Here is a 12,672-nt window from a genome sequence, read left to right as displayed (position 1 = left end):
CGCCCGTCACAGGAACGTCGCGCTAGGCGATCACTCCGGGGTCACTCGGTGACCGCGTCCAGCGCGTCCACGATCCCGTAGCCGTAGAAGCTGTTCACGTGCGCGGTGCCGGTGCACGTGGCGTCTACCGTTCCGTCACCGTTCGGGTCGTACGGCGCGGTCGGGCAGCCCGGGTTGTCCGCCTGCTGCTTCAGCAGCCACTGGATCTCCTGCGGGCTGGCCTTGGGGTGCGCGCTCTTGACCAGCGCGGCGACACCGGCGACATGCGGGCCGGCCATCGACGTGCCCTGCAGGTAGGCGTAGTCCCCGTCGGGCATGGTGGACAGGATGCGGCCGTCCTTGGCGGGCAGCTCGGGCACCTGGTACTTGTCGCCGCCCGGCCCGGCCACGTCGATCTGGCCCTGGCCGTAGTTGGAGTAGTACGACTTCAGCGACTTCACGCCGGTCGCGGCGACGGTGACGACACCCGGGAGCTGGGTCGGCACGTCGAGGCAGTTCGCCGGGTCGATGGTGCGCTCCACCGGGGTGCTGTCGTTCGGGCTCGACTTGTCGACGATCGACTTGGCGGCGAGGTCGAAGTTCGAGTTACCCGCGGAGGCGACGTTGATCGCGCCCTTGCGCTGCGCGTACTTCGCCGCCCGGCCGACCGCGTCAAGGATGGCCTTCTGGTCCAGGTCATCCTTGCAGTTGAACATCCACGGGTCGACGTAGTAGCTGTTGTTCGTCACCTCGACGCCCTTGTCGGCGGCGAAGACGAACGCGCAGACCACGTTCTCCGCGTAGAACAGCCCGTCCTTCGGGTCGCTCACCTTGATGCCGGAGATCTTCGCGCCCGGTGCGACACCGGCGACGCCGACCCCGTTGCGCGCGGCGGCGATCGAGCCCGCCACGTGCGTGCCGTGGTAGTCCTCCTCGGTGTACGGACGCCACGCGCCGGCGCTGGTGTCCGCGACACCGCCGACGCAGTTGGCCGACTGCTTGGCCGAGAAGTTCGGGGCGAGGTCCGGGTGGGTGTCGTCCACGCCGGTGTCGATGACCGCGACGGTCACGTTCTTGCTGCCCGGGTTCACCTTGGCGGCCTTGTCGGCCTTGATGGCGGGCAGGTCCCACTGGAGGGGCTCCAGCGGCTCCTTGCCCGCGGCCAGGGCCTTGGCCGCGCTGCGGGCCGAGGTGCGCGGCGCCGGCACCTTCTCGGGCTTGCCGACCTCGGTGGTCGCGACCGGCTTCAGCGGCGCGGTGCGGGTGGCGCCGGCCGACTGCACGCCCGGCACGGCGCGGATCGCCGCGGCGAACTCCGGGTTGGCCGAGTGCGCGACGATCACGCCGATCTGCTGGTGGGCGGTGACGACCTTGCCGCCGGCCGTCTTGATCGCCTTCTTCACCGAGTCGACCGTGGTCTTGTCGGCGGTCGTGTTCACCACGTACGACAGCAGCGGCCCCTCCGCCGCTGTGGTCGCCGTGGGAGCCTGCGGGGCGGCCGAAGCGCCCTGGGAGAGCAGGCCGAGCGACGCGGTGAGCGCCAGTCCGACCGGCACGGCCAGCACGGCGCGCCGTCGTCTGGATCTCGGATGAGCCATGGGATCTCCACATCATCAGTGGGTCCGACCGCGCCCCCTGTGCGCGGTCGGGTACATGACGAGTGAAGCTAGCGCCGATCAAGCTCGCGCATCAATGGATTCTGGAAGAAATCCCGCGCAGGTTTCCGAATCGGGAGTCAATCCCGGAGCAGGTCGTTCTCTCTTTCAACCACCGACCTCTGTCGGATGGCGCCCCACCGCCCTACGATGCGTGACCTGGATCACTCGGCCCCGTCCCCTTGCTGACCTTATTCACCAGGAGAGACCGTGGACACCGCACCGCCCAACCAACGAGGGCAGCAGCATCCGCCGTACGCGGAGGTGCAATCGAGCCCCGAGTTCGGCGAACTGCGCCATGCGCACCGTTCGTTCGCCTTTCCCCTCACGGTCGCGTTCGTCAGCTGGTACCTGCTGTACGTGCTGCTGTCCAACTACGCCGGCGGCTTCATGGACACCAAGCTCGCGGGCAACATCAACGTCGCGTTCGTGTTCGGTCTGGCCCAGTTCCTGACCACGTTCCTCATCGCGTGGTGGTACGCGCGGCACGCCGCCGCGAAGCTCGACCCGCGCGCCAAGGCGATCAAGTCGGGTCTGGAGGGGGAGTCGTGAGCGACACCGCCCTCCTGCTCGCCGCCGGAAGCGGCCACGGCAACCGGCCGCTGATCATCACGCTCTTCGCGGTCTTCGTCGCCGCGACCCTCGCCATCACCGTATGGGCGGGCCGGCAGACCAAGGACGCCACCGACTTCTACGCAGGCGGCCGCCAGTTCTCCGGCTTCCAGAACGGACTCGCCATCTCCGGCGACTACATGTCCGCCGCGTCCTTCCTCGGCATCGCCGGCCTCATCGCCCTCAACGGCTATGACGGCTTCCTGTACTCCATCGGCTTCCTCGTCGCCTGGCTGGTGGCGCTGTTGCTCGTCGCCGAACCGCTGCGCAACTCCGGCCGGTTCACCATGGGCGACGTGCTCGCGTACCGGATGCGCCAGCGCCCGGTCCGCACCGCGGCCGGCACCTCCACCATCGTGGTGTCGATCTTCTACCTGCTGGCCCAGATGGCGGGCGCCGGCGTCCTGGTCTCGCTGCTGCTCGGCATCACCAGCGAGGCGGGCCAGATCCTCGTCGTCGTCCTCGTCGGCGCCGTGATGATCCTGTACGTCTCCGTCGGCGGCATGAAGGGCACCACCTGGGTGCAGATGGTCAAGGCGGTCCTGCTGATCGCGGGCACCCTCCTGATCACCTTCCTGGTGCTGCTCAAGTTCGACTTCAACGTCTCCAGACTCCTCGGCGAGGCGGCCGAGAACAGCGGCCTGGGCGGTGCGTTCCTGGAGCCAGGGGTCAAATACGGGCTCAGCGGCACCACCAAGCTGGACTTCATCTCGCTCGGTCTCGCCCTGGTGCTCGGCACCGCCGGGCTGCCGCACATCCTGGTCCGCTTCTACACCGTCCCCACGGCCCAGGCCGCCCGCACGTCGGTGAACTGGGCGATCGGCATCATCGGCGCCTTCTACCTGATGACCATCGCGCTGGGCTTCGGCGCCGCCGCGCTGCTGAACCGCGACGTGATCAAGGCCAAGAACAAGGCGGGCAACGCCGCGGCCCCGATGCTCGCCGAGGAGATCGGCGGCGGGCCGGGCTCCACGGGCGGCGCGATCCTGCTCGCCGTGATCTCGGCGGTGGCCTTCGCCACGATCCTCGCCGTCGTCGCCGGGCTCACCCTCGCCTCCTCGTCCTCCTTCGCCCACGACCTGTACGCCAACGTCATCCGCAAGGGCGAGGCGACGCAGAAGGAGGAGATCTCCGCGGCCCGCTGGGCGACCGTCGGCATCGGCGTCGTCGCCGTCGTTCTCGGGGTCTTCGCCCGGGACCTCAACGTCGCGGGCCTGGTGGCGCTGGCCTTCGCGGTCGCCGCCTCCGCCAACCTCCCCACGATCCTGTACAGCCTGTTCTGGAAGCGGTTCACCACCTCCGGCGCCCTGTGGTCCATCTACGGCGGCCTGTTCTCCTCCGTCTTCCTGGTGCTGTTCTCGCCGGTGGTCTCCGGCAAGGAGACCTCGATGTTCCCGGACGTGGACTTCTACTGGTTCCCGCTGGAGAACCCGGGCCTGGTCTCCATCCCGCTGGGCTTCCTGCTCGGCTGGCTCGGCTCGCTGCTGTCCAAGGAGGAGCCGGACGCCGAGAAGTACGCCGAGCTGGAGGTCCGGTCGCTCACCGGATACGGCGCCCACTGACGGATGGCGTGACGACCCGGTCGGCGCCGGGTCGTACGCCCCTTATGGACGGCCTCTTCGGCCCCTGACACGGACGGTGAGGACTCCGTAACTTCAACGAACTGTTGAAGATCCTGGGACTCACGTACGCTGCGAGAGAAGGCGCAGCGCAGGCATCACGTTCCGTGGAGGGGCCGCCACCATGCTGATCGACACCTACGGCCGGGTCGCCACCGACCTGCGGGTCTCCCTGACCGACCGCTGCAACCTGCGCTGCACCTACTGCATGCCGGAAGAAGGGCTCCAGTGGCTCGCCAAGCCCGACCTGCTCACCGATGACGAGATCGTCCGGCTGATCCGGATCGCCGTGACCGAGCTGGGCGTCACCGAGGTCCGCTTCACCGGTGGCGAGCCGCTGCTGCGCCCCGGCCTCGTCGGCATCGTCGAGCGCTGCGCCGCCCTCGCGCCCCGCCCCAGGATGTCGCTCACCACCAACGGCATAGGGCTCGCCCGCACCGCCACCGCGCTGCGGGACGCCGGACTGGACCGGGTCAACGTCTCCCTCGACACCCTGCGCCCCGACGTCTTCCAGGCCCTGACCCGGCGCAAGCGCCACCACGACGTCCTCGAAGGGCTCGCCGCCGCCCGCGCCGCCGGGCTCGCCCCCGTCAAGGTCAACGCCGTCCTCATGCCGGGCCTCAACGACGACGAGGCGCCCGACCTCCTCGCCTGGGCCGTCGAGAACGACTACGAACTGCGCTTCATCGAGCAGATGCCCCTCGACGCCCAGCACGGCTGGACGCGCGACGGCATGATCACCGCCGGGGACATCCTGGCCTCCCTGCGCACGCGCTTCACCCTTGACCCCGAGGACACGGACACGCGCGGCTCGGCCCCCGCCGAGCGCTGGCTGGTCGACGGCGGCCCCGCCCGGGTCGGCGTCATCGCCTCCGTCACCCGGCCCTTCTGCCGCGCCTGCGACCGCACCCGGCTCACCGCCGACGGACAGGTGCGCACCTGCCTGTTCGCGCGCGAGGAATCCGACCTGCGCGGAGCCCTGCGCTCCGGAGCGCCGGACGAGGAGATCGCCGCGCTGTGGCGGACGGCGATGTGGGGCAAGAAGGCCGGCTCCGGCCTCGACGACCCCTCGTTCCTCCAGCCCGACCGCCCGATGTCAGCGATCGGCGGCTGACCGCCGCTCCCACTCCTCCAGCGGCACGACGTCCTTCAAGAAGCCCCGCACACCCAGGAACTGGGACAGATGCTCGCGGTGCTCCTCGCACGCCAGCCAGGTCTTGCGGCGCTCCGGGGTGTGGATCTTCGGGTTGTTCCACGCCAGCACCCAGACGGCGGCCGCGCGGCAGCCCTTGGCCGAGCAGATGGTGGCGTTCTCAGGGGAGTTCACGGGCTCAACCCTACGGATATCCCTGCGAACATGGCGACGCCGGGCAGCCACGGGGGGAGCTGCCCGGCGTCGGACCTCGCTCCGACGGGGGATGCGGAGCGCGTACGCAGTATGTCATGCGGCATGGGGCCCGGTGCACCGGAACCGCGTGATTGATCTGAGGTTTTCTTGAGGATACGGCTCCGCGGCAGGTCAGCCGCTCGCCGCCGGGCCCTTTCCGCTTCCGTGGTCGACATCTTCCGGTGTCGGTTCCGGAAGATGAGCGCTCTCACCGGGGTCCAGCATCGGCCGAGTGGGCGGCTGGATGAAGGAGTTGGGCAGCGACGGGGCGTTCTCCCGACCGGCGTTGGCGATCACCACCGCGATGTACGGCAGCAGCAGTCCCAGGGCCAGCGCGACGAACGCGACGTGCCGTTCCACGTTCCACAGCACCGCGGCCAGCACCACCGAAATCGTGCGGATGGTCATCGAGATGACGTAGCGGCGCTGCCGGCTGCGCACATCCTCCTCGAGCCCCCGCCGCGCGCCGGTGATCCGGAAGACCTCCGTGCTGTTTCGCTTCCGCATCGCATTCCACCGCCTGACTGCTGTACCGGCTCTCCCCCGGTCCGGACACCCTCCACGGTACGCCTCACCTGGGGCCGGATCGACGCCGGGTCACACGGGCGGCCGCGTGCGCATCCGCCGGTCGGCGTACCGGCGGCTCCGGTGTGCGGCGTAGTCGTTCCGGACCCACACTGGGACCAGACGCGCAACTCGGCGCCGCACGAGGAGGCGACGACATGAACTGGCTCTGGGCGATCATCGTGGGACTGGTGCTCGGGGCTCTCGCCAGAGCCATCCTCCCGGGCAGGCAGAACATCCCGATCTGGCTGACCGCGGTCTTCGGCATCCTGGGCGCCATCGTGGGCAACTCCGTCGCGGCCGGGATCGGCATCGACGAGACCGACGGCGTCGACTGGGGGCGGCACCTGTTCCAGCTGGCCGGCGCCGTACTCATCGTGGCCCTCGGCACACCCCTGTGGGCCGCCATCCGCGGACGGCCCAGGGGGCGCGCCTGACCCTGGGCGTCAGCGCCCGCCGATCTCCGCGATCTTCCGGCCCGCCTTGAGGTAGACGGTGCCCGGGTCGGTGAACTCCCCGCCCTCCAGCACCTCGCCCACGACCTCGGCGAGCGGCCGGATGGCCTGGGCTTCGGTCAGCACCACGTTCTGCTGGCCGTCCGCGGAGTCGACGACCAGTCGCAGCCCGTTCTGCTTGGCGACCCGGCGCGCGGCCGAGGCGCTGGGCTGGAACGCCAGCACCTTCGCCAGCACGGCGGTGACGGACTCCGCGCCGTGCTCGGCCAGGTCCACCACCGGCAGCGACTCCACGTCCGCGAAGCTCTTCTTGGAGAACTGCGCCACGAACCCGGCGCGCGCCGTCATCGCCGCCGCCACGCCGTACAGCGCCGCGGCGACCTCGCCCGCCAGGACCTTCTTGAGGTCCATCGGGTGCAGCGACCTGTCCGCCACCCGCGCCAGGACGAGCGCGATCTCCTCGTCCGTCCACTCGGTCCACGCCTTGAGGTACGGCTCCATCAGCCGGTCCGGCACCGACATGATCTTGCCGAACACGTCGTCGGCGGGCGCCGTCAGCCCGACGTAGTTCCCCTTGGACTTGGACATCTTGGCGCCGGTGCCGTCCGTGCCCTCGATCAGCGGCATGGTGACGACCAGCTGCGGCTTCTGGCCCTCCAGCTCCATGAGCTTGCGGCCCATCTGCAGGTTGAGCAGCTGGTCCGCGCCGCCCAGCTCGACGTCGCACTCCAGCGCCACCGAGTCCAGGCCCTGCGCGATGGGGTACAGCAGCTCCGTCATGGTCAGCCCGGAGCCCTCCGCCAGACGGTTGCGGAAGTCCTCGCGCTGCAGCAGCTGCGAGACCGGTACGTGGGCGAGCAGGGCCAGCAGCCGGGGGAAGGTGTACGGCGCCAGCCACTCGCTGTTCTGCCGGAAGCTGACCTTCTCGAAGTCGAAGAACGGCCGCACCTGCTCCCGGTAGGTGGCGAGGTTCTTCGCGATGTCCTCGTCGGTCAGCGGCGGGCGCTCGGTCGTACGGCCGGACGGGTCGCCGATCTTGGCGGTGAAGTCACCGATGATCAGGGTGACGTCGTGGCCGAGCCGCTGGAACCGGCTGAGGACGATCAGCGGCACGGCGTGGCCCAGGTGCACGTCCGTCGCCGTGGGGTCGATGCCCAGCTTGACGTGCAGGCCCCTGCCCTCGGCCCGCCGCTTCTCGATCCGCTCGGCGAGCCGCTCCGGGCTGGGCAGCACCTCGACCGTACGGGAGGCGATCAGCTCGGCCTGCTCCTTCGCCGACAGGTCCGTCAGGTCCAGATAGCGCCGCGCCTTGGTCTCCGTGAGCAGCTGCTCCACGGTGGAGTCGGAGGAGAGGTCCTGCGCCAGCAGTGCGCTGGCGCGCGCGACGGAGTCGCCGAGGCGTGTCATCGTGGCGTTCCTGAGGATGGTGGTCGGACGAAGGACAGGTCGAGTCTATTTGGTCATGCGGGCCGGTCACGCCGGGGAGATCGGCCCCGGCCGGGTCACACGCCCCGGCTGACCGAGCTCATGTTGAAGTCGGGCACCCGCAGCGGCGGCATCGCGGCCCGGGTGAACCAGTCGCTCCACTCGCGCGGCAGCGTCGGTTCCGTACGGCCCGCCTCGGTCGCGCGGGAGAGCAGGTCCACCGGCGACTCGTTGAAGCGGAAGTTGTTCACCTCGCCGACGACCTCGCCGCCCTCGACGAGATAGACGCCGTCCCGGGTCAGGCCGGTGAGCAGCAGGGTGGCCGGGTCCACCTCGCGGATGTACCACAGGCAGGTCAGCAGCAGGCCGCGCTCGGTGCCCGCCACCATCTCCTCCAGGGAGCGGGTGCCGCCCGCGTCGAGGATCAGGTTGTCGATGCCCGGGGCCACCGGCAGGCCCGTCAGGCCCGCGCTGTGCCGGGTGGTCAGCAGGTGGTTCAGCACCCCGTCGGCGATCCAGTCGGTGGCGGGCAGCGGCAGCCCGTTGTCGAAGACGGACGCGTCGTCGCCGGAGGAGTGCGCGAGGACGAACGGTGCCGCCTCCAGGCCCGGCTCGCGCGGATCGCTGCGCAGGGTCAGCGGCAGCCGGGACAGCTTCTCGCCGACGCGCGTGCCGCCGCCCGGCTTGCTGAAGACCGTCCGGCCCTCCGCCGCGTCCCGCGCCACCGCCGACCACATCGTGTAGATCAGCAGGTCGGCCACGGCGGTCGGCGGCAGCAGCGTCTCGTACCGTCCGGCGGGCAGCTCGATCCTCCGCTCGGCCCACGACAGCCGCCGCGCCAGCTCGGCGTCCAGCGCGGCCGGGTCCACGTCCCGGAAGTCCCGGGTCGCGCGGCCCACCCAGGCCGAGCGCGAGCGGTCCGGCGACTTGGCGTTGAGCTCCAGCGTGCCGGTGGGCTGGTCGTGCCGGAGCCGCAGGCCGGTGGAGGTGCCCAGGTAGCTGGAGACGAGCTCGTGGTTGGCGAAGCCGTAGAGCTCCCGGCCCCCGGCGCGCGCCCGGGCGAAGGACTCGCCCAGCGCCGGGGCGAAGGCGGCGAAGACCTCCGAGGAGGTCTCGGCGGGCGGCTCGGTGAAGTCGGCGGCCGCGGGGACCCCTTCGACCAGCGGCTGGGCGTCCTCGGCGGGGCCCGCGTCCCGGGCGGCGTCCTCGGCGGCGCGGACCAGCGGCTCCAGGTCGTCGGCGGTCACCGCCGACCGCGACACCACACCGGAGGCGGTGCCCTCCTTGCCGTCGACGGTCGCGATGACGGTGAGCGTGCGGCCGCGGGTGACGCCGTTGGTGGTCAGGGCGTTGCCCGCCCAGCGCAGATTGGCGCTGGACGTCTCGTCGGCGATCACCACGCAGCCGTCCGCGCGGGACAGCTCCAGCGCCCGCTCGACGATCTCGTGCGGCTTGTGCGTACGACCCGTACGGCTCATCGACCGGCCTCCTGCGTGGTGTTGAGACTGTGCTTGCCCGGGGGCGACCCCCGGACCCCCGGCAGATCCCGTGGTGGCCGCTCATCGACCGGCCTCCTGCGTGGTGTTGAGGATGTTGACGCCGCGGAAGAGGGCGGAGGGGCAGCCGTGCGAGACGGCGGCGACCTGGCCGGGCTGGGCCTTGCCGCAGTTGAACGCGCCGCCCAGGACATACGTCTGCGGGCCGCCCACGGCCGCCATCGACCCCCAGAAGTCCGTGGTGGTGGCCTGGTAGGCCACATCGCGCAGCTGGCCCGCCAGCCGGCCGTTCTCGATCTTGAAGAAGCGCTGGCCGGTGAACTGGAAGTTGTACCTCTGCATGTCGATCGACCAGGAGCGGTCGCCGACGACGTAGATCCCGCGCTCCACCCCGGAGATCAGCTCCTCCGTGGACGGCCCGCCGGGCGCGGGCTGGAGCGAGACGTTCGCCATCCGCTGGACGGGGACGTGGGCGGGGGAGTCCGCGTAGGCGCAGCCGTTGGACCGGCCGAGCCCGGTGAGCCTCGCGATCCGCCGGTCCAGCTGGTAGCCCACCAGCACCCCGTCCTTGACCAGGTCCCAGGACTGGCCGGCCACGCCCTCGTCGTCGTACCCGATGGTGGCCAGGCCGTGCTCGGCGGTCCGGTCCCCGGTGACGTTCATGATCTCCGAGCCGTACCGGAGCTTCCCGAGCTGGTCGAACGTGGCGAACGAGGTGCCCGCGTACGCCGCCTCGTAGCCCAGCGCCCGGTCCAGCTCGGTGGCGTGGCCGATCGACTCGTGGATGGTCAGCCACAGATTGGACGGGTCCACCACCAGGTCGTACGCCCCGGCCTCGACGGACGGCGCGCTCATCTTCTCGGCGAGCAGGGCGGGGATCTCGGCCAGCTCGGCGTCCCAGTCCCAGCCCGTTCCCCGGAGGTACTCCCAGCCGCGGCCCGCCGGCGGCGCGAGCGTGCGCATGGAGTCGAACTCGCCGCTCTCCGGATCCACGGCCACGGCCGTCAACTGCGGGTGCACCCGCACGCGCTGCTGCGTGGTCGTGGTCCCCGCGGTGTCCGCGTAGAACTTGTTCTCGTGGACGGAGAGCAGCGACGCGTCCGCGTGCGCGACCCCCTTCGCGGCCAGCAGCCGCTCGCTCCAGTCCGCGAGCAGCGCGGTCTTCTCCGCGTCGGGTACCTCGAACGGGTCGGTCTCGTAGGCGGAGACCCAGGTGCGGTCGGCGTGCACCGGCTCGTCCGCCAGCTCCACCCGCTCGTCGGATCCGGCGGCGGCGATCACCTTGGCCGACAGCTTGGCCATCGCCACCGCCTGCGCGGCGACCCGGGCCGCCGCGTCCATCGTCAGATCCACCCCCGAGGCGAATCCCCACGCGCCGCCGTGCACCACGCGCACCGCGTAGCCCAGATCGGTGATGTCGGACGAAGCGGCGGGCTTGGCGTCCCGCAGCCGCAGGGACGCGCTGCGCACCCGCTCGAAGCGGAAGTCGGCGTGGTCGGCTCCCAGCGCGCGGGCGCGGGCGAGGGCGGCGTCCGCGAGTGCCCGCAGCGGCAGTGCCAGGAAGTCCTCGTCGATGGAATGGGGCACGTGATCCTCCCGTGGTCGGCACCTTGATCATGCCGTGTGCGGGGCGCGGTCGCCCAGTGCTTTCTGTAGGGAGTCCACAGTGACAAATGTCAGCCCCTGTGCGGGGCCGATTCTCTGTCCGGGGTCCCAGCCCGATAGTTTCAGGGGGTACACAGGCGACATACGCAGCGACATTCAACAGAGAGGGTGGTCCCTTGAGCCGCTCGGTTCTCGTCACCGGAGGCAACCGCGGCATCGGCCTCGCCATCGCCCGCGCGTTCGCCGAAGCAGGCGACAAGGTCGCCATCACCTACCGCAGTGGCGAGCCGCCCGCGGGCTTCCTCGCCGTGAAGTGCGACATCACGGACCCGGAGCAGGTCGAGCAGGCGTACAAGGAGATCGAGGAGAAGCACGGCGCGGTCGAGGTGCTGGTGGCCAACGCCGGCGTCACCCGCGACCAGCTGCTGATGCGGATGTCCGAGGAGGACTTCACCTCGGTCCTGGACACCAACCTGACCGGCACCTTCCGGGTGGTCAAGCGGGCCAACCGCGGCATGCTGCGGGCCCGCAAGGGGCGTGTCGTCCTCATCTCGTCCGTCGTGGGGCTGCTCGGTTCCGCGGGGCAGGCGAACTACGCCGCCTCCAAGGCCGGAATGGTGGGCTTCGCCCGCTCCCTCGCCCGCGAGCTGGGCTCGCGCAACATCACCGTCAACGTGGTCGCCCCCGGCTTCGTCGACACCGACATGACCCGCGCGCTCAGCGACGAGCAGCGGGAGGGCATCGTGAAGCAGGTGCCGCTGGCGCGCTACGCGCAGCCGGAGGAGATCGCCGCCGCGGTCCGCTTCCTGGCCTCCGACGAGGCCGCGTACATCACTGGAGCCGTCATCCCCGTCGACGGCGGATTGGGCATGGGTCACTGAACGTCATGAGTGGAATTCTCGCCGGAAAGCGCATCCTGATCACGGGCGTCATCACCGACGCCTCCATCGGCTTCCACGCCGCCAAGCTGGCCCAGGAGGAGGGCGCCGAGGTCATCCTCACCGGCTTCGGGCGGCTGTCGCTGGTCGAGCGGATCGCCAAGCGGCTGCCCAAGCCCGCCCCGGTCATCGAGCTGGACGTCACCAACCAGGAGCACCTGGACGGCCTCGCGGACAAGGTGCGCGAGCACCTGGGCGAGGGCGTGGACCTGGACGGCGTCGTGCACTCGATCGCCTTCGGCCCGCAGGGCGCGTTCAACTTCCTCGAGGCGTCCTGGGAGGACGTGGCCACCGCCGTGCACGTCTCGGCGTACTCGCTGAAGTCGCTGACCACGGCGCTGCTGCCGCTGATGCCGCGCGGCGGTTCGGTCGTGGGCCTGACTTTCGACGCGAAGTTCGCCTGGCCGGTGTACGACTGGATGGGCGTCGCCAAGGCGGCCCTGGAGTCCACCTCCCGCTACCTGGCCCGCGACCTGGGCAAGGTCAACGTCCGCTCCAACCTGGTCTCCGCCGGGCCGATCAAGTCGATGGCCGCCAAGTCCATCCCCGGCTTCGAGGTGCTGGCGGACGAGTGGGGCGACCGCGCGCCGATCGGCTGGGACATCGCGGACCCGGAGCCCGCGGCCCGCGGCGTGGTCGCGCTGCTGTCGGACTGGTTCCCCAAGACCACCGGCGAGGTCGTGCACGTCGACGGCGGTGTGCACATGATGGGCGTCTGAGCCCGTAGTACCGCCCGGTACAGCCTGTCGATGCCCCGGTTCCCGCGAGCGCGCGGGGGCCGGGGCATCGCCCGTTCGGGTCAGCGCGGCGGGCGCCGATGCCGCCGTGGCGGCATCGTGGAGTACGTACCGCGTGACTGCGTTCACAGGAACGTCGGAGTACATCCCCCGTACATCCCCTTGAGGTGCAGCCGCGGCGTGCGCGCCGCAGCACGGCC

General features: G+C 70.7%; 12 protein-coding genes. 6 read left to right on the top strand and 6 right to left on the bottom strand.

Annotation, left to right across the window (positions count from 1 at the left end; genetic code table 11):
* Positions 1 to 41: 41 nt before the first annotated feature.
* Positions 42 to 1,577, bottom strand: coding sequence for a S8 family serine peptidase (locus tag Q3Y56_RS06825; RefSeq protein WP_304461050.1), 1,536 nt, complete (start codon positions 1,575 to 1,577; stop codon positions 42 to 44).
* 267 nt (positions 1,578 to 1,844) lie between these two features.
* Here Q3Y56_RS06825 and Q3Y56_RS06820 point away from each other — a divergent pair, with 267 nt between their 5' ends.
* From Q3Y56_RS06820 to moaA, 3 genes are all read left to right on the top strand, one after another.
* Entirely contained in the window at positions 1,845 to 2,186 is a 342-nt protein-coding gene (locus Q3Y56_RS06820) for a DUF485 domain-containing protein (protein ID WP_304461049.1), read from the top strand.
* Positions 2,183 to 3,808 carry a cation acetate symporter gene (locus tag Q3Y56_RS06815; protein WP_304461048.1) on the top strand — a complete coding sequence of 542 codons (1,626 nt, stop codon included), beginning with the start codon at positions 2,183 to 2,185 and terminating at the stop codon, positions 3,806 to 3,808. Before Q3Y56_RS06820 ends, Q3Y56_RS06815 begins: the two co-directional genes overlap by 4 nt.
* Positions 3,809 to 3,989: 181 nt before the next feature.
* On the top strand, positions 3,990 to 4,979 hold the full coding sequence (moaA, locus tag Q3Y56_RS06810) for a GTP 3',8-cyclase MoaA (protein ID WP_304461047.1): 990 nt from the start codon (positions 3,990 to 3,992) through the stop codon (positions 4,977 to 4,979).
* On the opposite strand, the gene Q3Y56_RS06805 is transcribed toward moaA, so the two are convergent.
* Positions 4,962 to 5,192 carry a hypothetical protein gene (locus Q3Y56_RS06805; RefSeq protein ID WP_304461046.1) on the bottom strand — a complete coding sequence of 77 codons (231 nt, stop codon included), beginning with the start codon at positions 5,190 to 5,192 and terminating at the stop codon, positions 4,962 to 4,964. The two genes, moaA and Q3Y56_RS06805, sit on opposite strands and share 18 nt — an antisense overlap.
* A 192-nt stretch (positions 5,193 to 5,384) precedes the next feature.
* A complete protein-coding gene (locus Q3Y56_RS06800; protein ID WP_304461045.1) occupies positions 5,385 to 5,759 on the bottom strand; it encodes a DUF3099 domain-containing protein in 375 nt (124 codons plus the stop codon).
* 215 nt (positions 5,760 to 5,974) lie between these two features.
* On the opposite strand from Q3Y56_RS06800, the gene Q3Y56_RS06795 reads away from it, so the two are divergent.
* Positions 5,975 to 6,253 (top strand): GlsB/YeaQ/YmgE family stress response membrane protein, encoded by a 279-nt coding sequence (locus tag Q3Y56_RS06795; RefSeq protein ID WP_304461044.1) that lies wholly within the window; start codon positions 5,975 to 5,977, stop codon positions 6,251 to 6,253.
* Positions 6,254 to 6,262: 9 nt separating this feature from the next.
* Here Q3Y56_RS06795 and tyrS read toward each other — a convergent pair whose 3' ends face one another.
* The 3 genes from tyrS to Q3Y56_RS06780 form a co-directional block, all read right to left on the bottom strand.
* Positions 6,263 to 7,678, bottom strand: coding sequence for a tyrosine--tRNA ligase (tyrS, locus tag Q3Y56_RS06790; protein ID WP_304461043.1), 1,416 nt, complete (start codon positions 7,676 to 7,678; stop codon positions 6,263 to 6,265).
* A 95-nt stretch (positions 7,679 to 7,773) separates the two neighbouring features.
* Positions 7,774 to 9,174 carry a metallopeptidase TldD-related protein gene (locus Q3Y56_RS06785; protein ID WP_304461042.1) on the bottom strand — a complete coding sequence of 467 codons (1,401 nt, stop codon included), beginning with the start codon at positions 9,172 to 9,174 and terminating at the stop codon, positions 7,774 to 7,776.
* 81 nt (positions 9,175 to 9,255) lie between these two features.
* Positions 9,256 to 10,779 (bottom strand): TldD/PmbA family protein, encoded by a 1,524-nt coding sequence (locus tag Q3Y56_RS06780; RefSeq protein WP_304461041.1) that lies wholly within the window; start codon positions 10,777 to 10,779, stop codon positions 9,256 to 9,258.
* A gap of 194 nt (positions 10,780 to 10,973) precedes the next feature.
* Between Q3Y56_RS06780 and fabG the strand changes: the two genes are divergently transcribed.
* Entirely contained in the window at positions 10,974 to 11,678 is a 705-nt protein-coding gene (fabG, locus tag Q3Y56_RS06775) for a 3-oxoacyl-[acyl-carrier-protein] reductase (protein ID WP_304461040.1), read from the top strand.
* Between the two features lie 5 nt (positions 11,679 to 11,683).
* Positions 11,684 to 12,454, top strand: coding sequence for an enoyl-ACP reductase FabI (fabI, locus tag Q3Y56_RS06770; protein WP_304461039.1), 771 nt, complete (start codon positions 11,684 to 11,686; stop codon positions 12,452 to 12,454).
* The last annotated feature ends 218 nt before the right edge of the window (positions 12,455 to 12,672 follow it).

Source organism: Streptomyces sp. XD-27 (assembly GCF_030553055.1).
GTDB lineage: Bacteria > Actinomycetota > Actinomycetes > Streptomycetales > Streptomycetaceae > Streptomyces.
The sequence above is the reverse complement of the archived record's forward strand: the minus strand, read 5'-3'. Positions and strand labels throughout refer to the sequence as shown.